Source organism: Granulicella mallensis (genome assembly GCF_014203225.1).
GTDB lineage: Bacteria > Acidobacteriota > Terriglobia > Terriglobales > Acidobacteriaceae > Granulicella > Granulicella mallensis_A.
Genome location: NZ_JACHIO010000020.1, coordinates 1 through 22,334, shown reverse-complemented (window position 1 = coordinate 22,334; position 22,334 = coordinate 1). Strand labels below are relative to the sequence as shown.

Annotated in this window: 9 protein-coding genes; 8 read left to right on the top strand and 1 reads right to left on the bottom strand. The window is 55.8% G+C overall.

Going from position 1 to position 22,334, the window contains the following annotated elements:
* Nucleotides 1-65 precede the first annotated feature (65 nt).
* The 4 genes from HDF15_RS20090 to HDF15_RS20075 all read left to right on the top strand — a co-directional run bounded on the left by HDF15_RS20090 (nucleotide 66) and on the right by HDF15_RS20075 (nucleotide 7,400).
* Nucleotides 66-866 carry an SDR family oxidoreductase gene (locus HDF15_RS20090; protein ID WP_184258804.1) on the top strand — a complete coding sequence of 267 codons (801 nt, stop codon included), beginning with the start codon at nucleotides 66-68 and terminating at the stop codon, nucleotides 864-866.
* Between the two features lie 241 nt (nucleotides 867-1,107).
* Entirely contained in the window at nucleotides 1,108-2,442 is a 1,335-nt protein-coding gene (locus HDF15_RS20085) for an acetylxylan esterase (protein ID WP_184258802.1), read from the top strand.
* Nucleotides 2,443-5,832 carry a glycosyl hydrolase gene (locus tag HDF15_RS20080; RefSeq protein WP_184258800.1) on the top strand — a complete coding sequence of 1,130 codons (3,390 nt, stop codon included), beginning with the start codon at nucleotides 2,443-2,445 and terminating at the stop codon, nucleotides 5,830-5,832.
* Nucleotides 5,833-6,386: 554 nt separating this feature from the next.
* Nucleotides 6,387-7,400 (top strand): LacI family DNA-binding transcriptional regulator, encoded by a 1,014-nt coding sequence (locus HDF15_RS20075; RefSeq protein ID WP_184258798.1) that lies wholly within the window; start codon nucleotides 6,387-6,389, stop codon nucleotides 7,398-7,400.
* A 354-nt stretch (nucleotides 7,401-7,754) separates the two neighbouring features.
* On the opposite strand, the gene HDF15_RS20070 is transcribed toward HDF15_RS20075, so the two are convergent.
* On the bottom strand, nucleotides 7,755-8,771 hold the full coding sequence (locus tag HDF15_RS20070; protein ID WP_184258796.1) for a LacI family DNA-binding transcriptional regulator: 1,017 nt from the start codon (nucleotides 8,769-8,771) through the stop codon (nucleotides 7,755-7,757).
* A 535-nt stretch (nucleotides 8,772-9,306) separates the two neighbouring features.
* Here HDF15_RS20070 and HDF15_RS20065 point away from each other — a divergent pair.
* The 4 genes from HDF15_RS20065 to HDF15_RS20050 all read left to right on the top strand — a co-directional run bounded on the left by HDF15_RS20065 (nucleotide 9,307) and on the right by HDF15_RS20050 (nucleotide 22,243).
* Nucleotides 9,307-12,936: a TonB-dependent receptor gene (locus HDF15_RS20065; RefSeq protein ID WP_184258794.1), complete on the top strand. Its 3,630-nt coding sequence runs from the start codon at nucleotides 9,307-9,309 to the stop codon at nucleotides 12,934-12,936.
* Nucleotides 12,937-13,017: 81 nt separating this feature from the next.
* The gene (locus HDF15_RS20060) at nucleotides 13,018-17,151 is read left to right on the top strand and encodes an IPT/TIG domain-containing protein (RefSeq protein ID WP_184258792.1); all 4,134 of its coding nucleotides are present in this window, start codon (nucleotides 13,018-13,020) and stop codon (nucleotides 17,149-17,151) included.
* A gap of 147 nt (nucleotides 17,152-17,298) precedes the next feature.
* On the top strand, nucleotides 17,299-19,902 hold the full coding sequence (locus tag HDF15_RS20055) for a glycoside hydrolase family 2 protein (RefSeq protein WP_184258790.1): 2,604 nt from the start codon (nucleotides 17,299-17,301) through the stop codon (nucleotides 19,900-19,902).
* A 265-nt stretch (nucleotides 19,903-20,167) separates the two neighbouring features.
* Nucleotides 20,168-22,243 (top strand): alpha-galactosidase, encoded by a 2,076-nt coding sequence (locus tag HDF15_RS20050; RefSeq protein ID WP_260331201.1) that lies wholly within the window; start codon nucleotides 20,168-20,170, stop codon nucleotides 22,241-22,243.
* The last annotated feature ends 91 nt before the right edge of the window (nucleotides 22,244-22,334 follow it).

Here is a 22,334-nt window from a genome sequence, read left to right as displayed (position 1 = left end):
ATGATGAGTGTCATGCTCTTTTTGAGGAGCAATTCGGTTGCTCTGAGAAAGAAGAGGAGCACACGATGTCCAGCAAATTGGGAACAGCAGTGGTGACGGGAGCGTCATCCGGTATTGGAGCGGTTTACGCAGACCGTCTCGGCGCAAGAGGATATGATCTTCTGTTGGTGGCCCGCAGGGTCGAGCGTTTGGAGAAGCTTGCGGCCGATCTGCGCAGCAAGCATGGGGTTCATGTAGAGGTCGTTGGTGCGGATCTGGGGAAGGCAAGTGACCTGGAACAGTTCGCCGACCGTCTGCGTGGCGACGAGCACGTGACGCTTCTGGTGAACAATGCGGGGCTGGCCTATATGACCCCTTCTGCAGATCTCAGCGCAGCCAGGGCACAGGAGCAGATCAACGTAAACGTTACGGCGCTCGTGCAGTTAAGTCTTGCCGTGTTGCCTCGTTTCGTCGCGAAGAACGCGGGAACTTTGATCAACATCAGCTCGGTGCTTTCCATCTTTGCGATGCCCCTGTCGACCACGTACAGCGGCACGAAGGCCTTCGTCACACTCTTCACCCAGGGCCTGCAGCAAGAGGTCAAGGACACAAACATCCGTATTCAGGCTGTCCTGCCGGCGTCTACCGCAACCGAGATCTGGGATGTCGCTGGTATCGGCGGTCATGGCGTGCTCGATCCGGCGACTGTGATGAGCACGGAGGTGTGTGTCGATGCAGCGCTGGCCGGACTGGACGCAGGGGAATTGATCACACTCCCCAGTCTTGAGGACGGAGCACTTTGGAGCCACCTGGAGCAGGCGCGATTGGCAATTCCTGCGGCGGTGAACACCAGAATTCCGGCTAGTCGCTACACATCGCGCGCCTGATCGGTACATTTCCGTAGCATCGCTGCACGCGAGCCCTATGGGGCTCGCGTGCGTTTTTGCAGGCGATTTCATCGAGGTCTGGAAGAAACAGCCTGACGGCACAGGGAAGGCCGTCGACGACACCTGTCATTCCGATCTGCCCACTTAATCCTGATACCACGTTATTGACAACGCCTCCATGCTCCGGCTACGGTTTCCTTGGAAAATTCATTTCTAATTTGGAAATTCTGGTGGAGTGGCGATGAGGAATCTGAAGGTTCGCAAATCAATGGCTTGCATCGGCGGCACGATGTTGTTTGCCTGCGCAGCGTGGGCACAGACGGCCCCACCCACACCCAAGCCCGCACCGGATGTGGTTGCCGGTATCCCCGTGAACTATGACGAAGCCAAGGTAGGCACCTATACCTTGCCTGATCCGCTGGTCCTGAACAACGGCAAGCCCGTGCGGGATGCGAAGACCTGGCTCAAGCAGCGGCGGCCGGAGATCGTCTCACTGTTTGAGACCGAGCAGTACGGCAAAGCACCGGGGCGTCCCGCGGGCGAATCCTTCGAGGTCTTCGAGAAGGGAACGCCTGCTCTGAACGGCAAGGCCATTCGCCGCCAGGTGATGATCTATCTCACGAAGGACAAGACTGGCCCGGCGATCCAGCTTCTGATGTATCTGCCGGCGGGAGTGACCAAGCCTGTCCCCATGCTTCTCAGTATCAACTTCGGCGCGGTGCAGAATGCCGTCGACGATCCCGGCATCAAGCCGGAGACCGTGTGGGACATGAAGACCAACACCCGCATTCAGGCGGTGGGAAGAGGCTTTGGCAAGCTGAACGTGGAGCCTCTATTGGATGCCGGATTTGGCGTTGCGACGTTCTACTACGGCGATGTGGAGCCGGACTATCGCGAGGGCTTTGCGAACAGCATCCGCGCTCGCTATGCCAAGCCCGGAGGGACGGAAGAGAATCGTGCCGCCGATGACTGGGGCTCTGTTGCGGCCTGGGCCTGGGGCATGAGCCGTGTGGAAGATTACTTTGAGACGGACAAGACCGTGGACAGCAAGCGCGTCGCCATCCACGGCGTCTCGCGCCTGGGCAAGACGGTGATGTGGGCCGGAGCGCACGATGAGCGCTTCGCTGCCGTCATTGCGAGTTGTTCGGGTGAGGGTGGCGCGGCGCTCAGCCATCGTAACTACGGAGAGACGGTGGCGCACCTGACGGCGCCCACACGCTATCCGTATCAGTTCGCAGCCAACTATGCGAAGTGGGCGGGCTTTCCGGATAAGGCTCCGATGGATGCGAACCTGCTTGTAGCGCTCATCGCGCCGCGGCCTTTGTTGCTGCAGACGGGCAACACCGATAGCTGGTCTGACCCCAAGGGCGAGTTCCTCTCCGAGGTTGCGGCGGGGCCTGCCTATCGCCTGCTCGGGAAGCAGGACCTCGGCACTGAGGTATGGCCTGCGGCGAAGCAGCCCATCTTCCGCGACGGGCTTAACTACTACATGCACGATGGCGGCCACGGCATGGTTCCCAGCGATTGGGACATCTACGTGCAGTTTCTCAAACAAGCTCTGCACCCGGAGCGATAGATGCGACAGGCCCCGTTCTTATTGGCTGCGATCGTCCTGGCATCGATCAGCGCCGTAGCCGTTGCGCAGACCGCAACGGACCCGCTGGCTGCAGGATTCAGGAATCCGCCTGAGGCCGCGCGGCCGCGCACGTGGTGGCACTGGACGAACGGCAACGTCACGGAGACCGGCATCACCAAGGACCTCGAGTGGATGAAGCGGTCCGGCATCGGAGGCTTCCAACTGGTGGATGTCGCCTCCGGCGGCGGACAGACAGTTGAGCCGAAGATCCACTTCGGTACCGAGGAGTGGTACCACGCGGTGCGGCACTCTGCGGAAGAGGCCAGGCTGCTTGGGCTGGAGATGTCGATCTTTAGCTGTGCGGGTTGGAGCGAGGCAGGCGGCCCATGGGTCACGCAGAACATGGCGATGAAGAAGCTCGTATGGAGCGAGACTCATGCCGACGGACCTGCAAAGTTTTCAGGACAACTTCCTGAGCCTCCGTCGAATGAGGGGCCGGTGCGGGATGCGAGTGCTCGTCCCGATGGTCCGCACTTCTATCGTGACTCCGCAGTGATTGCCTACCGCACGCCGCAGGACGCAGCTCCGATCAAGGCGCTGCATCCCCGCGTGACTGCCAGCAGCGGCGCGATCGACGCCGCGCCATTACTGGACGACAGTCTCAATACTTCGGTGACGATACCCGCGCCGAAGGATGGCTCGCCGGCGTGGCTGCAGTTCGAGTTCGCGCAGCCCTATACCGCGCGTGCTCTCTCCTTCGGAGCGCATGGACGCATTCCGGTAGGAAAGATTCTTGCCAGCAACGACGGCACGACCTTCCACGCCATCCTTGATATGCCTGGACCGCAGGGCTATCACGGTGCCTCGATCCGCACCTTCACGTTCCCGGCAACAACAGCGCGATTCTTTCGCATCGAACTCGACGGCGCGGGCCTTACTCCGGCTGCGGTGATTCATGGCGGCCCGGTGGTTGCTGCGAACGCGTACACGGTGACGGAAGCGATCCTGTTCTCCGATGCTCGCATCAATCGCTGGGAGGACAAAGGCGCCTTCGGCAGTTTGATGGACGTCTACGATGTTGTTCCTACACCGGCCTCGCCTGACTCTGCGGTGATTGCCCGCAAGGACGTCATCGACCTGACCTCCCGCATGAAGCCCGACGGCACGCTCGATTGGGAGGTGCCCGCAGGTCACTGGACGGTGCTGCGCATGGGGTACTCGCTGACCGGCGCAAAGAACCGTCCGTCCGTGCCCGCCGGCAGCGGCTATGAAGTGGACAAGCTGAGCGCAGACTATGTGCGCCAATACTTCTCCGGCTATGTGGACCCGCTGCAGCAGCACCTGGGCTCGCTCCTCGGATCTACGCCGCACTATATGACGATGGATAGCTGGGAAGCCGGCATGCAGAACTGGACCGACGAGATGATCGCGCAGTTCACGCGGCGGCGCGGCTATGATCCTCGACCCTATCTGCCGGCGCTCGCCGGGCACGTCGTGGGCAGTGCCGATGTGAGCGACCGCTTTCTCTGGGACTTCCGCCGCACCCTGGCCGACATGTACGCCGATGAGTTCTACGGCACCATGACCGATGAGCTGCACAAGCGCGGCATGGAAGATTACTCCGAGGCCTCAGGCGTTGCGCTTGAGCTTCCCGAAGACACGCTGCTGAACAAGAGCAAGGTCGATATTCCGATGGCTGAGTTCTGGGTGCATGCCCTGCATCCGGAGTCGATGTACTACGTAGACGTGCGTGGCGCTGCTTCTGCCGCACACGTCTACGGCAAGCCCATCGTTGCGGCGGAGTCTTTCACCGGCGGCGGCTACGAGTCGCCGTTCACATTGAAGAAGATCGCCGACTACTGGTTTACGCAAGGTATCAACCGCCTGGTCTTTCACACCTCCGCACAGCAGCCGCTCGATACACCGCCGGGCAACACCATGGTGGGAACTCATCTCAACCGCAACATCACCTGGGCCGAGCAGGCGAAGCCGTTTATGGACTACGTAGCGCGGGTCTCGTACATGCTGCAGCAGGGAAGCCCCGTTGCCGACCTCGCTTACCTGCTGCCGGAGGGTGCACCCTCGACCATGCCATTCTGGGGCTCGGGGCTCGAACCGGCTCCGCCCGCGGGTTACGACTACGATTACATCAACACCGACATCCTTCTGCACCATACCTCGGTGGATGCCGATGGACGGCTGCGGCTCGATAGCGGAGCGAGATATCGCTTGCTGGTGTTGCCGCCGACAACGCAGATGACGCCTGAGGTCTTGCGCAAGTTGCATGAGCTTGTTGCGGCTGGAGCTTCGATCTCGGGCCCTCGGCCGATGGCTTCTCCCAGCCTCGTGAACTATCCCGCCTCCGATGAAGAAGTACACACCCTGGCCTCCGATCTCTGGGCGGATATGGATGGCGTCACAAAGAATCAGCACAGTCTGGGCAAGGGAATCGTGTACTCAGGGCTTGCGCTCAATGAGATTCTTACCCGCCTTCATGTAGAGCCGGACTTCGCCGCCAGCGGCTCGCCGGAGAATCCGCCTGCATGGATCCATCGCCATCTCGCGGACGCGGATGTCTACTTTGTCGTGAACCAGTCCGATCGGCCCGAGTCGATGGAAGCGCGTCTGCGGGTTGCGGGTAAGAGTGTGCAGCTATGGCGTCCGATGGATGCTTCGCTCAACAATGCAAGCTACACCGCAGGTGCACCGGTAGAAGATCGCTCCGGCAATAGGCAGCCGGGACTTCAGCCGGCGGTCTATGTTGCACAGACAGACTTCACGAACGTCTCACTCAACCTCGAAGCTCGCGAGGCTCTCTTCATCGTCGTGCGTGACACTGCACAGACTCCCTCAGTTGTCGCTTCGCCGGTAAGCCAGACGCTCATTTCTTTGCATGGGCCATGGACTGTTGCCTTCCCCGCGCACTTCGGTGCGCCATCCAGCGTGCAACTCAACAAACTTAGTTCCTGGACCGAGAGCCAGGACCCCGGCGTGAAATTCTTCTCCGGTACGGCGACTTACAGCACCACGTTTACCGTTGCTGCAGAGAGGCTTCACCGCAAGTCCGTCGCAGGAAAACATATCGTGCTGCACTTCGAGAATGTCCACGATATAGCCGCGGTGAAACTCAACGGCAAGTCCACCGGTCTCACCTGGGCACCGCCTTATGAGGTCGATGTCACCGATGCCATTCGTCCTGGCGTCAATAAGCTGGAGATTGCCGTCACCAATGAATGGACGAATCGTATTCTCGGAGATCGCGCTCTTCCGGCAAGCCAGAAGATTCTGCCCGATGTGCCGCCATCACGCCCTGGCGCGCCGGTACCCGGGCTGCCGGAATCCGGACTCATCGGTAACGTAACGCTGCTCAGCGTTACCCCGGTGGATTGAATAGTGTGATGATCGCTTTTGCCAGTGCCTGAGATACATGCAGCTCTATGTTCTTACTCACACCCCCACAAAATCGTCATCCTGAGCGTAGCGCCTCGCGCTTTTGCGAGGCGCGCAGTCGAAGGACCCCGAGGGACGTTATCTCACCCATAAGGTTGGGACCTTTTCCACCACGAAGGCCCAGGCGCGAACTTTAGAGGTAGAAAAGGTGCGTAAGAAGCGGCACGAATCCCAGCCCCACAGGGGCGGCTCCATCACAGCCCAGGGTGAGGACGCAAAGCGCGCCACAAACATTTGCATCGCGCTCTGCGTCAAGGGCGAAGCCCTGGGTTAGGGAATCACCACAAGAGTTGAGCCCTGAAAGGGCGATCTATAGATGGCAGCACGAGAGATTGCTTGGCGTTTGCTCAAACTCTCTCCTGTAGCTCAATCTAATGATGGGCGTAACGCTGACTTAGGATAAAACAGAAGAAGTCCGCGAAGAGACGCATCGGCCCACACGAATGACGGCAAAGAAAAAACGAGCAGTGCCACACGGAAAAAAACCGGCGACGATGAGGGACGTTGCACGCCGCGCAGGTGTATCCGTTGCAACCGTCTCACGCGCTCTCGATGGATCCTCGACTGTTGCGGAAGAGACAGCTTTGCTGGTTCAGAACGCGGTTGAGGCCCTGGACTTTGTCCCGAATATCTCCGCTCGAACCTTGAAGTATGGTCAGAGCCGGGCATTAGGCGTCATTATTCCCGATCTCTCCAATCCCTTCTTCTTCGAGTTCCTGCGTGAGTTCGAAGCTCTCGCCTCGGCAAACGAGCAGGTGGTTCTGCTGGCGAATGCGGAGACAAGCACGGGCGGCCCGAGAAGCTCCGTTCGCCAGATGCTCATGCGGCTTGTGGATGGGGTGGTAGTGATGCCGTCCATCGACGAACTGGAGCCCTATCAGTTGCTCACCCTGCGCAAGGTTCCGACGGTAGCCATCGACAGCCGCCGCGTTGGACCTTATTTCAGTGATGTGAGCCTGATGCACGAAGAGGGAATGATACAGGCGGTAGGCTGCCTGAAGGAGCTCGGACACAGACGCATCGCGTTCATCGCCGGCTCCGAGGGACTTTTCATCTCCAGTATCCGGCTTGAAGCTTTCAGGTCGGCACTCCGGAAACACCTGATCCCTGAACGTGCGGGATACATTCGCACAGGCAATTATCGTGTGGACGGCGGCGATCGTGAGATGAGAGCGCTTCTGGAGCTTCGCGATCGTCCAACCGCCGTGATCGCCATTAATGACATGACTGCCCTGGGCGCGCTCAGGGCCGCCAGGGCTGCTTCCGTCTCCGTTCCGGGAGAGGTGTCGGTGATTGGCTTTGATGGAATTGAGCTCGACGAGGTGGTAAGTCCTACGCTGACCACCATCAGTGTCTCCCGCGCACATATGGCAAAGAGCTGCCATACGGCTCTCAAAGAGTTGCAGACTGCGCGGCATCATGAGGGAAGACAGTTCCAGGTCCCGGTTGAACTGGTGCGCAGGCAATCCACGGGGCCAGCTCGAAGACTAAGCAAGGCCGTACGCTGATCTTCTAGAGCAGTTTCCCCATAGGGCGTGTCATCAAATTGCTTCTGGTACGAAATCGAACTGTGCAACCAGTTTGTTGAGGCAGGGAGCGGAAGGGCATAGCTTCAGCTATGCCGTAAAAGTCGCTCCGAAGGCCCATACCTCTCTGCCGAAGGCCGGAGTGAAGGCGTAGCCGCAACGACTGAAATGCCTTCTTTGGTCGTAGCGAAACCGCCCACCCGAGCCACGAATTCCCTGGCGTGCCTTGCACAGTCTTGGCAGCAACGAAAAAAGCAATTCAGTCGCTCTGGCTACGCCTTCACTTCCGCCTTCGGCAGATTTGAAAAATCCCCCTACGCCTATGGAGAAACCGCTCTAAGGCACCAGGTAATCGTGTGTTCCACACGAACGCCGCACGACGAGTTCGGCCGGCAGGACGATTCGCTTCGGTTTGCCTTGTGGCTCTGTTGACGTCAGCTTCGAAAAGAGGAGTTCAGCGCCGATACGCCCCATGGCATCGCTCGGTTGCCGTACGACGGTGACGGCAGGTTGAATGATATCCGCCATTTCGAAATCGTCGAAACCTATGAGAGCGATCTCCTCGGGAACCCTGACCTTCAGGCTGGAAAATGCATGCAGCGTGTTGCGTGTCGTGAGGTTGTTGCTGCAGAAGATGGCTGTGGGTGGAGATTTGCGGTTGCGCAGTGTGCGTATCGTTTGCAGGGTTTCCCACGGCGATTCGGTTACGACATGGGAGTCTTCCTTCAGCCCTGCTGCTTCCATCGCGGCGCAGTATCCCTGTAGCCGTTGCCTCATCGTCCAGAGTTCGAGGGTAAGGCCGATACAGGCGATACGACGATGGTGATGATCAATGAGATGTTGCACGCCTAGTTGAGCCCCGCGCTTATTCTCCACAACGACAGAATCAAAGTGGCTGCCGGCAACCGGGCGATCGAGGGTCACAATCGGCGTTTGTGTGAACTCGGGATCGTTCAGAAGGGTCTTCCCCCGTGCGGGGATAATGATCAGGCCTTCAATATGGCGGCGCAGCATTCGCTTGGCTTCCATTAACTCTGTCTGAGGATCTTCGTCGGAGGTTGTGATGACAGTCGAATACGAATGCTGTTTGACCACCAGGCTGATCGCATCCGCGCAGACGGCGAAGAACGGATCGTGGAGATTCGGAACAATAATGCCAATCTGATGGGTACGCTGCTCGCGCAGGGAGCGGGCGATCTCGTTGGGCAGATAGTTGAGCTTCGCAACAGCGTCCAGCACTCGGCTCTTGGTCTCTTCACTGACTGGGACGTTGCCCTTGAGGACGCGAGATACGGTCATCGTGCCGACACGTGCCAGCTTGGCTACATCACTCATGCGCACGGGACGATTCAAATAGCCTGCCTCCAGGTGATGATTCTGATGGTTCGAGCGCGTTTTGATTTTACGCGATAAAACCGCTCATCGTGTCCATCGCGAGGAGTTCTTCGCCGCTATACGGTCGACAGCTTCCCAGGAGCAACTGATTGATAGATAAAGAGTCTGAGGCTTGTATCGTGCAATGTGGCAGTCCGATTTCTCAGCATGATTGAGCGCTCAAATTACACGCTTGAATCCTGAAGCGAGCGTCTGATGACGTAGTTTGGATAGTCTCGAATTTTAAAAAGAAAAAACTTCTTGACAGTTATTCCGGAAAATATGTATATAGGTTGACGTCTTGATATCGATATCATATAGAAATTTGAAAGGCGAAGGTTTATGTAACCGGATACATAAGACTGCCAAAAAACAATCAAAGTAAGAACTCTTCAATGCTGCGCTCAAATTCGTGACGTCTTGGTCGCGAATCCTGCAAGCGCTGAAAGTTCACGACAGTGCCCCAGCAGAGGGCATCAGTTTCCGGGTACTTACCTGGATCGAAAGGACCTTTATGTCTCAAAATATTTCGATTAAAGCTGCAATCAATACGTTTAGCGTGGCCAGCGCTGCTACAAAATATGCTTCGGTCAGGAATATTCTTCGTCTCCTCTGCCTGGCAGTTCTTTTTCTGTCCGCTTCCACCGTGTTCGGCCAGGAGTTTACAGGCCGCGTTACGGATCCATCCGGCGCAGCGGTATCGAAGGCAAAGGTTACTGTAACAAACCAGGACACAGGGGTAGCTGTTTCGACAGCAACGACCGGCAGTGGAGACTACACGGTGCCTTATCTGCGTCCGGGCTTGTATGCCCTTACCGCGGAAGCGCAGGGGTTCAGCCAGGAGGCACGCACGCAAATCACCCTGCAGGTGGGGCAGACCGCGGTCATCAACTTCACGTTGAAAGTGGGTTCGATCAGCGAAACGGTGACTGTTCAATCGGACGAAGCCTTGCTGGCGGGCAGCGGTGATGTTGGCGAGGTTGTAGAGAATACGCGCGTCACGGAGCTTCCTCTCAATGCCGGAAACGCAATGACGCTTGCCACTCTCAGTGCCGGTACAAGCTTGTATGCCGACCCGAAGTATCAACGCCCCTTCGATGACATTCAGGCCGATCTGTCTATCAACGGCGGCGGCGCGGGTAACAGCCAGATTCTCCTGGACGGAGTCTCGAACGAAGCCGCCCATGGCGATGCTTACAACGGCACGAACGGACAGATTGGCTACATTCCGCCTACCGAAGCCGTTGGAGAATTCAAGATCATTACCAACCCTTACAGCGCCGAGTTTGGCCGTGCCTCTGGCGGTGTCATCGATATGACGCTGAAGAACGGAACAAATACGGTGCATGGAAGTGTGTATGAGTTCGCGCGCAGAACCTTCCTCGATGCGAACAGCTGGGCAAACAATTTCAGCGGCAATCCCAAGACTTCACAGCGGCGAGACCAGTATGGCGCCGAACTGGATGGCCCTGTCGTATTTCCAAAGCTCTACAACGGTCGCGATAAGACCTTTTTCCTGCTCCAGTTCGAAAACTTTACGAACACCGACCCCGGTACATTGATTGTGTCCGTGCCTCAGCCGGAATGGTTTAATGGCGACTTCAGCAAGCTGACCTATTATGACGTGGCCTCTAAGTCTTATAAGCCGGAGATCATCTACGATCCGCTGACGCTGCACGATAACGGTTCAGGTGTTCTGGTTCGTGATCCATTTCCGGGGAATATCATCCCGGCCTCACGTATCAATCCTGTTGCGCAAAAGATTCTCTCGTTTTACCCCTCGCCAAATCTTCCGTCGACAGCAGGCCTGAATACCTGGGTTAGTAACTATCAGACACCGCAGCCTCTGGTGGATGTCTACAGAAACGTTCTGGCTAAGATCGACCAGAATATCTCCAGCAAGGACCGTCTGACCCTGCGTTATGGATATTGGGAACGCTCTGAGACGCAAAATTATAACGGCATCCCTGGAGCCGCAGCTCAAGGCGAGTATCCCCATGGCGAGCGCAGCAATACCTTCGCCACGGATTGGGTGCACACCTTCACTCCCAACCTGCTGTTTGATTTCAGAGCATCGGTCATCGTTCGTGGCAATATTGCCGAAACAGGCCCAGCCAACTTCGACATTACTTCTCTCGGACTCCCTCCGTCGCTCGTATCTGAGCTGGGAATCTTTGCGAACCACTTCCCCTCCATTGGGGCAAGTGAGTTCACCACTTTGGGTAACTCAGGCGGCCAACTGACGATTGGCAATTCTTTGGCCATGTTGCCAAGTGTGACGTGGGTCAAAGGGAAGCACACGATCCATGCTGGAATCGATTGGCGCATCCTCCAGGACAGTACGCGTGGTGTTCAGGGTGGCATGTCACTTAGCACCGATCGCAGCTGGACACAGGCAAATTACAACACGGGCGATCCAGCCAGTGGTAACTCGATCGCCTCGTTCCTGCTGGGTACCGCGAACTCAGGCAGTATCAACATATCTCCAAACATATTCTTCTCTCAGCACTACTACGCACCGTTCGTTCAGGACGACTGGAAAGTCACGCCCCGGCTTACGTTGAACCTTGGAATTCGGTATGACCTGAACGAACCACCCGTCGATCGTCATAACCGGGCGGACTACGGCTTCGATACAGAGGTGGTCAACCCTGTTAACTCACAGATCGACCAGAGTGCCTTGCCGAATGGGCCGGTAAAGGGTGGGATGACCTTTGTGGGTGTGAATGGAAATCCTCGCGCCTTCTATTCCGCCACGAAGACAGATATACAGCCGAGGTTTGGATTTGCCTTTGCGGTGGATGATCGCACCGTGCTGCACGGTGGTTTTGGGGTGATGTACCGAAACCCGAACCCCGGTCCGAATCAATATGGTTTCTCCTCTACAACTTCGTATGTCGGGTCGAACGACGGAGGAAAGACCCCCATACCGCAGAGTGTATCGAATCCGTACCCGACCGTTATTCAGCCGACAGGATCATCGCTGGGATACCTCACTGCTCTCGGACAGGGGCCCTATTTCATCAACCCGCATTACAGGACACCTCAGTTCCAGACATTCTCTGTTGGTATGCAGCATCGTTTCCTGAAGAACGACACCCTGGAGATTAACTATGTCGGGACTCGGACCTATCACAACGACAGCAACGACAATATCAACCGCATCGCTGCAACAGCCTATGCGAATTGCAACATTTTGTTGGGCGGAGATCCCAGCCGTTGCGACAGTGCTGCTGGCAGCTATGTAAAGAATCCCTTCTATCAAGCTCCAGCATTCCAGGGGACCGGCTACTATACGGCTTCTACGATCCAGGCCATCCAACTCACCCGTCCTTTCCCGGAGTTCACTGATATTCAGGAGTACCAGTTGAATAATGGCCGCTCCTGGTACAACGCCATGCAGGCGACAGCGATGCATCAGTGGAACAAAAGCCTGACCTTGCATGCCACCTATACCTGGTCAAAAACCATGGATTCGGGCGGCTATGCTGACCAGATCTATCGCATTCCCTCAAGGAATATCGACTCATTAGATGCCACCCATGCCGTTACCCTCTCAGGCGTCTGGCTGCTTCCGGTTGGTCGTGGTCAATATTTCCTGGGCAATATGAACCGGGTACTCGATGAGGTGATTGGCGGCTGGGAGTTTGGATCGCTTTATACCTATCGTTCTGGCTTCCCGTGGCAACTGAATGGAAGCACCCAATATGTTTCTAACGCCTGGGTTCCCAGGCAGGCCGACCCGACGATTGCGAATTCCATACGTGGTGTGAAGCCTTGCGCAGCCCAATACGTGCAGCAGAATGACGGTTCCTACGTGTTGACACCGATCCAAAGCAATTGCGGGGGAAGCTACAACTTCATCGTGAATCCTCGATATGGTGCGGAGCAAAACGTTATCTACTCCGGCATTCGAAATCCTGGGACCTGGGATTGGGACATAAATCTCGCAAAGAGCTTTGCGATCTATGGACGTCTTCATCTTCAGCTTCGCCTCGAGGCGTTCAATGTCCCAAACCACCCAATCTTTGCCGGAAGTTACGACAATGGTCCGCTGGATGCAGGCTTTGGAACGATCAACAAGACTTCAGGGCAAACCAATCAACCCAGGCAGGCTCAACTCGGAGCGAAATTCCTCTGGTAGTGACCGGGCTATAGCAAAGAACGACGCGGGATCCGTCCCGCTACGCATCGATGTGGCGAAAACGCTGGACAGGAGATAGTTATGAAAACTACGAAAACAACTCAATGCGGACAACCAGTCCAAAAGATGTGGAACTACACGTTTGTTCTTGCGGCCTGGATCTGTTCGCTTTTGATGTTCAGCCAACTGACAGCATGCAGCAGCGGCGCGGCCGCTGGAGGTCCACTGACGGTGGCCTCCATGTCGCCGCTGCAGCTCACAACGAATGGCGGACAGGTCGCTTTTGCGGGCACCAACTTTACACCGGACACTACCGTAAAGTTTGGTGATGCCGCAGCTCTGAAGGTGTACTTTCAGAGTTCCACTCTCATCACGGCGGTGTCGCCCGCGGTTGGTTCACCCTCGACTGCGGATGTGACCGTCAGTAGTCCTAAAAACGGATCGGTTACACTCTCCGGCGCCCTGCAATACGTCCCGCCACCACCGCCCGTGGTCGTTGGTTCCTGTACGACGTTCCCCTGCACCTATAAGGCCACTGATCCAGGGAATACGCTGGTGGGCGGCGCACAAATATCAGCTTGCGCGGGTTGCCCCGATGGAATTAAGGTCGGTAGTCTCGGTTACGGCAGCGATGTCATCATTAATCATATTTACGCACCCACCACAGGAAATTACACGCTGACGATCTCCGGTTGCGAGGGCGGAGGAACACAAAACTACCAGGTGATTGTGGATGGCGCGCCCCCCGTCATTGTGCCGCTTAGCGGCAGCAACTGGTTTGCACCAGCTCCGCCTGTTTCTATTACGGTCCCATTGCAGGCAGGGGCGAATAATACGATCGAGTTAGGCAATGCAACCGACTATTCTCCAGATGTCGTTTCTATCCAGATCAATTCTTTGGTGCAGACACCGCCTATTACAGTTACTGCGATCAGCCCAACTCAAGTGTTGCAGTCGGGTGGCACGGTACAATTTACCGGCACAAACTTTACCCCAGACATCTCCGTAAAATTTGGCGGAGTCGCAGCGACTTCATTCACTTACACAAGCGCGACTCAATTCAGTGCGGTTGCGCCTGCAGCCACAGCAACTGGAGCGGTAGATGTTGTGGTCACCTCTCCAAGCGGTGGTACCGTCACCCTATCCAAGGGCCTGACGTATGTTGCAGAATGCACCACACTCCCATGCACCTATGCGGCGACGGACCCCAACAACACACTTGTTGGTGGCGCAAAGATTGGCACTTGCTCTGGATGCCCGGGTGGCGTGAAAGTAGGCAATCTGGGATATGGGGCAGATGTCATCATCAACAATGTCTTCGCCCCAGCGAATGGCAATTACACCCTGACGATTACAGGGTGTGAGGGCGGAGGTACTCAGAACTATCAGGTCATCGTAGACGGAGGAACGCCTATCATTGTTCCTCTCACAGGCAGCGACTGGAATAATCCAGCGGCACCCGTGTCAATTACAGTGCCTCTACAAGCCGGTGATAAAAACACGGTTGAGCTGGGCAATGCGACTGAGTATTCCCCTGATGCCGTCTCGATCATGATTAGTGCCGCTAACCCTGCGACAGTTCCCACCATTACATCGATCACTCCAAACCAGTCGTCAATTACAGGTGGTCAAGTTGTGTTGCAAGGCACGAACTTCGAACCCAACTCTACGATCACCTTTGGAGGCATCGTTGCACCTGGCTTCACCTTCCAGAGTTCGACCCAGGTTACCGTGAATGCGCCTGCCAGTCCGACGGCAGGGGTGGTGAATGTAGCCGTGAACACGCCGACCAACGGCGATGTAACGGATGCGAAGGCCTTTACTTATACAGGATCGGCGGCCTGCACGAGCGCAACCTGTGTCTATCAGGCCTGGGACCCAGCCAATACTCTTAGCGGTGGTAGTAAGACTGCGACCTGCATCGGCTGCCCCTATGGTCTCAAGGTAGGAAACCTGGGATACGGCGCAACGGTGACGATCAATAACGTGTATGCGCCAGCCGACGGTAACTACCTTCTAACCCTGGTTGCAAGTGAAGGTGGAGGAGATCAGAACCTCCTCGCCATCGTGAATGGTGGAGCAGCAGTTACTCTGCCTTTCACAGGACACAACTGGTATCTCGCAACTCCACCCGAGGCCGTCACCATCCCACTGAAGAAAGGTAGTTCCAATACTATTCAGCTGGGCAATGCTTCCAACTACTCCCCGGATGTCGTCTACGCCATTGTGAGTCCGGCAAATACACCCTCCACAACACCGACTCCTCAAACCGTGACCATGCAGAGCGGTTCGACGACGGTGACTTATGACCTGAGCACGGGACTTGCAACGTTCAGCTACAGCGGCGTTGACAAGATCTCTAACTTCTACGCGCAGGGCTATAACGGCTTTACTTTGTACCAGTCAATATCGTCGGTCTATACCCGCACCGCCGCTAATCTTCCCAACGGTGAGACGGACATCACCCTCACTGCTTCAGACGGATCGCCGACCCTCATCCAGCGGTTCTTCTTGAGTAATAACCATTTCACTACCCAGCTCGAGATGGATGGTACGGGTCTGAGCAGCAACGAAATGTCACCCATCGTGGTGAGTGGAACTGGAGCGGTCGATCTTGGCAGCTACGCGGACACGCGCTTCCTCCAGGTGCCCTTCGATAACGATAACTTCGTAAGTTATAACGCAGGTTCATCGAATGGATGGGCAACCACGGGCTTCGAGGTCGGTGCCTTCTACGACAACACCAGCCGTAACGGTCTTGTGATCGGCTCCGTCACGCACGACAACTGGAAGACGGGCATCTCGATGTCCGGCAGCAGCAGCAAGCTGGATGCCTTGACAGCCTTTGGCGGTGCGAATACACCGTCGGACCAGCTGCCACACGCAGCGGTGATCGGCAATAAGATCACGTCTCCGACAGTACTGGTTGGCTACTATAGCGACTGGCGCGATGGCATGGAAGATTATGCCAATGCAAACGCACAGGTCACACCGATGCTGGCCTGGTCGAAGCCTGCCCCGATGGGCTGGGGTTTGCTCGGGCCAAACGAAGCCGGCCTCACGATGACTCAGGCGACGGCAGTTGCGGATTACTTCCACACGAAACTACCGCAGTTCAACGACCAGGGAGTGCAGTACATCAACCTGGACGCTGAGTGGGCAAATAGTAGCGATGCGGAGCTGGCAGCGTTCGTCAGTCACGCGCATAGCCAGGGCCAGAAGGCTGGTGTCTACTGGACGCCGTGGGTCGTCTGGGACTGGGCAGATCTGACGGCAACCCTTGACGGAGTAACCGGATATACGAATAACGATGTCATTCTGAAAGATCATTATGGCAACCCGATGGCCCCGGTAGATGGCGCCTACGGTGTAGATCCGACTCATCCCGGTGTAAAGGCGAGGATCGACTACTACAGCAACAAATACCTCACACTGGGCTTCGATTACATCAAGATGGATTTCTTAAGCCACGGTGCTCTGGAGGGCGGATCAAACAACGGCGTGCACTACGATACGACCGTGCAGACCGGCGAACAGGCTTACAACCAGGGCATGACATACCTCTACTCGAAGATTGGAACATCGGTGCTGCTTGACGAATCGATTGCTCCTATCTTCCCCTATCAGTATGCTCATGCTCGCCGCGTCTCGTGCGATACGTACGGTTCGATCGCTAACACGAGCTACGAGATGAATTCGGAAAGTTATGGTTGGTGGCTGGCTGGCCGGCTCTATAACTGGAACGATCCGGATATGATCCATCTCGAGAACACGGATACCTCGGGTACGCCTTATACTTCGAACGAGAATAAGAGCCGTACGACTTCGGTTGCCGTCGCGGGTTATATGTTGAGTGGCGATGATGTGACGGACACCATCGCTCCACCGCTGGTCCAGCAGTGGCTTACCAACGCCAACATCAATGGCCTGCCGGCGCTCAACCTGAAGTTCCGCCCTGTTGAGGGAAATACGGGTACTTCAGCGGTGAATGTGATGGTTGCTCAAAGCGGAACAACCTACTATCTCGCGGTGTTCAACTACGATGGGTCGAATGCGTCCAATCAGACCATTGATCTTGGCCGGGCCGGTCTAAGCAGCTCCGCACAGTACGATGTAACGGACCTCTGGACAGGGGCAACCTCATCGGCGACCGGTAGCATCACCGTCAACCTCAACCAAGCCGAAAGCACGATCCTGAAGCTGCTGCCTCACTAGCAGACAGGGTTTTCCAGGAGAGACCGCGCCATATCTTATGGTGCGGTCTCTCCGCATATCTCTAAGGTTTGTAGCCATATCGCTCAAGCCAGATAGCATCTTCCGCGATGAATGCGATGACAACGACAAGGCAAAATGGAGAGATTGATGTCCGTCCGTAAATATGTATTTTTGACTTTGCTTTTCAGCCTGTTTGTACAGATGAACCTGGCTGGACATGCTCAAAGCCTGACGCGGCAAAGCCTGGACGGAGCATGGCAGTTCCGGCAAGTGGTATCGGACTCGGATGCCAGGTCCCCGGCACCGGCGGTGGAGTGGATGCCCGCCAAGGTTCCGGGCGATGTACATCTGGACCTTATCGCAAACAAACGCATTCCCGATCCGTTCTATCGCGACAACGAGTCTAAGATCCAGTGGATTGAAAAGGCAGCATGGGAGTATCGCCGGAATATCGATGTAACTGGCGCGATGTTGAGACATCAGCACCTTGAGCTTGTATTCAAGGGGCTGGATGCAGCATCGAAGGTATATCTCAACGGGGAAGAGATCGCCGCTCCTGCCAATATGTTCCGTGAGTGGCGGCTGGATGTAACAGGCAAATTGAAGAGTGGAAGCAACGAGTTGCGTGTGCTCTTTCCCTCTCCCATCAAGGCAGCGGAAGAGGTTGCTGCAAAAGATCCCTGGCGTGTTCGTACTCATACCGATGCCAAGGTGTATGTGCGTAAGGCTGCCTATGAATATGGATGGGACTGGGGCCCGCGTTTTGTCACGAGTGGCATCTGGCAGCCTGTCTCACTGGAGATGTGGGATGACGCCCGGATTGAGAATATCTTTGTAGAGCAAAAGGATATCTCCTCCACTGTTGCCCATCTGGATGTGCAGACAGAGGTCGTGGCTTCGAAGCCTGGCCTGGCAACTCTTTCCCTTAGCTATGGACTAAAGGATGCCGAACAGAGGACCGAGCAGAGGGTGATGCTCAGCGCAGGCCTGAATCGTCTCTCCTTGCCGGTGAACATCGACAAGCCCGCGCTCTGGTATCCATCCGGCTATGGAGAGCAGCCGCTCTATTCGTTCCATGCCAAGGTAAGTGTTGGTGGACAAGTGGTAGATACGGCAGATACAAAAGCAGGTCTCCGCTCGATCGTGCTGCGTCGAGATCTCGACAAATGGGGACGCTCTTTTGAATTTGTGGTCAATGGCATTCCGGTTTTCGCTAAAGGTGCGGACGTTATTCCGTTCGATAGTTTTCCCAATCGCGTAACCACCGCGGACTATCGTCATATCCTCCAGGCAGCGAAAGACACGAACATGAATATGGTTCGGCACTGGGGCGGAGGCTACTACGAGTCGGAAGAGTTCTATTCCATCTGTGACGAACTAGGCCTGATGGTGTGGCAGGACCTGATGTTCGGCAATGACTGGCAGCCAGGAACCTACGACTTCAAACAGAATATTCAGCAAGAGGTTGAATATCAGATGCGAAGGCTGAGGAACCATCCCAGCATCGTTCTCTGGGCGGGTAATAACGAAACCGAGCTAGCTAAAGAGTGGAACGGAAGAGGCAATTTGCCTGCCGATGTGCACGAGCATATCTGGCAGGATTATCTTACTGAGTTTAGCGGCGTTCTGGCCGTTACGGCTGCGCGTGTCGATCCCCAGACGCCTTATTGGCCGAGCTCTCCTTCGGCGGACTATGAAGACTTAAGTGACTCTTTTCAGAGTGGCGATAATCATGACTGGAGCGTGTGGCACGGTCGTGTAGACTTCGCAGATTATGAGAAGCACCACTGGCGCTTTGTCTCAGAGTATGGCTTCCAATCCTTCCCGGAGATGAAGACCATCGAAAGCTTTACTACGCCGGAGGATCGTACGAGCATCTTCACGCCTGTCATGCTCGCGCACCAGAAGAATGGAAGCGGCAACAGCCTGATCCAGGAGTACATGCGCCGGTACTACGGAGACCCGAAGGACTTTGCTTCGTTCCTGTACTCCAGCCAGGTATTGCAGGCAGAGGCCGTAAAGACCGGAGCGGAGAGCTTCCGCCGCGAGCGGCCACGTACGATGGGGTCGCTGTTCTGGCAGCTGAACGATTGTTGGCCTGTAGCTTCGTGGTCCAGCATCGACTCTGAGGGCCGATGGAAGGCCCTGCAATACTATGCACGCCGTTTCTACGCTCCTGTGCTGGTATCGCCGCATGTTGAGGACGGAAGCGTGGCGGTCTATGTCGTCAGCGATCATGTTCAAGCAGAACAGGCCGAGTTATCTTTGCAGGTGATGAGGTTTGATGGCTCAATTGTTAAGCAAAAGAATCTTGACGTCCAGGTCAAGCCGCTCAGCTCCGAAGTTGTGATGAAGGTACCGCTCTCCGAGTTGCTGGATGCTGGAGTCGATCCAGCCGACGTAGTGGTTGTAGCCAGGCTGCATCAGGGAGGCAAGGTGATCTCCTCCAACCTCTTGTATCTGCCGCCGACGAAAAAGATTGTTCTTCCCAAAGTACCGATCGATGCCACCTTGGCGAAGGTGGCGACAGGGTTTGACGTCACCTTGAAATCTGCCGCGCTTGCACGAAGCGTATATCTCTCCTTCGGCGAGCAGGATGCAACCTACAGCGACAACTATGTGGACCTGTTACCTGGAGAGCCTGTAACGATTCACGTTACGAGTGAGGCCTCGTTGGCTGCGTTACAGGCAGGAATGCAGGTGAGAAGCCTCTCCGATGCCTTCAACCCCACCACTAAAGGAAAGGAATAGCCCTCTGCAGGTCCAACAGCAAATCTCATGGTGGTGGAATAAATTTAATTCCCCTGGCACTCATGCAAATGTAGTCAAAGATCATGCCGTTTCCAGAAGAGTTCGTATGATGAGAAGTTTTGCATGGTTATGCCATGCAATCGTTTTGTTGGGTACTTCCGTTGTTGCAACGTCCCAGGCTCAGACAAAGACAGCGCCGGCGCTTATCGGGTTTGACCCTTCCACGAAGGTTTTTCGTATCGATGCGGAAAATACGACTCTTGTGATGGGGATCAACGAAAGTGGCCAGGTGCAAACCCTGTATTGGGGCGAGCATCTTTCGGCGAAGGATCATTTTGCTGCAGCGGAGTCAATGCCTGGTGCTTCATCCTTTGATCTGCCGGTGACGACCACGCCGCAAGAGTTTGTAGGCTGGGGCGGAGGCTTGTTTGTCGAGCCTGATCTGAAGATCACATTTCCGGATGGCAATCGGGATCTTGTGTTGAAGTACGCTTCACATACGATCGATGCCAACAGGCTTTCAATCGTGATGAAGGACATATCGCGTGAGGTGTATGTAACGCTTCAGTATGAAGCTGATGCGGAGACTGGCATCCTGCGACGCTCTGCCGTCATAGAGAACCGTACGGATGCGCCTTTTACTATTGAGCAGATAGCGGCGGGAACGTGGAACCTGCCCCGCGGAACAGACTATCGTCTGCGCTATCTAACTGGCCACTGGGCTGGTGAGTGGAGCTTGCAGGAAGAGCCCGTGAATCCGGGCAAGGTGGTGCTGGAGAGCCGGCGCGGCACCACTGGTGCGCAGAATAATCCATGGTTCGCCATCGATCGCAGTGGAAGTGCGGATCAGGATGAAGGTGGTGTCTGGTTTGGCGCACTGGGCTGGAGTGGGTCGTGGCAGATCTCCGTGGAGCAGGATGTCTTACAGCAGGTCCGCATCACAGGCGGATCGAACGCCTTTGACTTCGGCTATCTCCTCAAGAAAGGCGAGCGCTTTCAGACGCCCTATTTTTATGGTGGCTATTCGGGGCATGGCATAGGCGGAGCCTCACGCCTGCTGCATCGCTTTGAGGTGGATTCACTCCTGCCGCATCATCCCGATCCGAAACTAAGGCCTGTGCTCTATAACTCATGGGAGGCGACAGGGTTTGATGTAAATGAAGCCGGACAAATGGCTCTTGCAGAAAAGGCAGCGCGAATAGGTGTTGAACGCTTTGTCATGGATGACGGCTGGTTTGGGCAGCGTAAGAACGACCATGCCGGTTTGGGTGACTGGTACGTTAACCCACAGAAGTTCCCGCATGGTCTGAAACCGCTGATCGATAAAGTCCACTCTCTGAATATGGACTTCGGTCTTTGGGTTGAGCCCGAGATGGTGAACCCCGATAGCGATCTCTATCGCAAACACCCGGATTGGGTGCTTGAATTTCCCGGACGTCCCCATACAGAGGCGCGCCATCAACTGGTGTTGAATCTTGCACGACCCGATGTGCGCGCTTATGTATATGGATTCCTCGATAAGCTGCTCAAGGAAAACGATATTTCTTTTCTTAAATGGGATTACAACCGTAACTGGTCTGAACCGGGCTGGCCTGCGGTCCCTCAAGAACAAGAGAAGAATGTTTATATCGATTTTATTCGTAACTATTATTCGATCCTCGATGAACTAAGGCGCGAGCATCCGAAGGTAGAGATTGAGTCCTGTTCCGGTGGTGGCAGCCGCGTGGATCTGGGCGTGATGCAATATACGGATGAGGTTTGGCCTTCAGATAATACGGATGCCTATGACCGCCTGCTGATCCAGAATGGTTTTACTTACGCCTATACTCCCGCGGCGATGATGGCCTGGGTTACGGATTCGCCTAACTGGGTGAATAACCGCGCACTTTCGCTGGAATATCGTTTCCTGTCCTCGATGCAGGGCTCGCTCGGGATTGGGGTGAACCTGAATCAGTGGAAGCCGGAAGATTTCGCCACAGCCAGGCTGATGGTGGAACGATATAAATCTATTCGCGAAACGGTGCAGAGGGGCGCGCTCTATCGCCTTCTGACTCCTGAGCACGGTAGCGAACAGTCCGTAACGGAGACGGTCTCACGCGATGGAGATCAGGCGGTAGTCTTCGCTTTTCTGCACTCCAGCCAGGAGAACTATCCGTTTCCTCGAATCTTCCTGCGTGGTCTGGATGAGGGAGCGACTTATAGCATCAGTGCCTTTGCAGGCAAATTAGCGGAGGGAACTCCAAAGCAGGCCAGTGGTTCGTATTGGGAACAGCATGGTATCGATGTGGATCTGCATGGAGATTTTCAGGCGATGGCCTTCACGCTGAAGCGTAGTCGCTAGACCATTTTACCTTTAGGTGTAGTTTCCGAACCGGAGTCTGAGCCATGCTTTTGCGTCTTGTGGTGTGATGGTCTGTAGAGCTTGAGCGGTG

Excerpts from the sequence above, each read along its gene's own strand:
- HDF15_RS20090 (WP_184258804.1), top strand. The coding sequence starts at position 66 with ATGTCCAGCAAATTGGGAACAGCAGTGGTGACGGGAGCGTCATCCGGT.
- HDF15_RS20085 (WP_184258802.1), top strand. The coding sequence starts at position 1,108 with ATGAGGAATCTGAAGGTTCGCAAATCAATGGCTTGCATCGGCGGCACG.
- HDF15_RS20080 (WP_184258800.1), top strand. The coding sequence starts at position 2,443 with ATGCGACAGGCCCCGTTCTTATTGGCTGCGATCGTCCTGGCATCGATC.
- HDF15_RS20075 (WP_184258798.1), top strand. The coding sequence starts at position 6,387 with ATGAGGGACGTTGCACGCCGCGCAGGTGTATCCGTTGCAACCGTCTCA.
- HDF15_RS20065 (WP_184258794.1), top strand. The coding sequence starts at position 9,307 with ATGTCTCAAAATATTTCGATTAAAGCTGCAATCAATACGTTTAGCGTG.
- HDF15_RS20060 (WP_184258792.1), top strand. The coding sequence starts at position 13,018 with ATGAAAACTACGAAAACAACTCAATGCGGACAACCAGTCCAAAAGATG.
- HDF15_RS20055 (WP_184258790.1), top strand. The coding sequence starts at position 17,299 with ATGTCCGTCCGTAAATATGTATTTTTGACTTTGCTTTTCAGCCTGTTT.
- HDF15_RS20050 (WP_260331201.1), top strand. The coding sequence starts at position 20,168 with ATGGGGATCAACGAAAGTGGCCAGGTGCAAACCCTGTATTGGGGCGAG.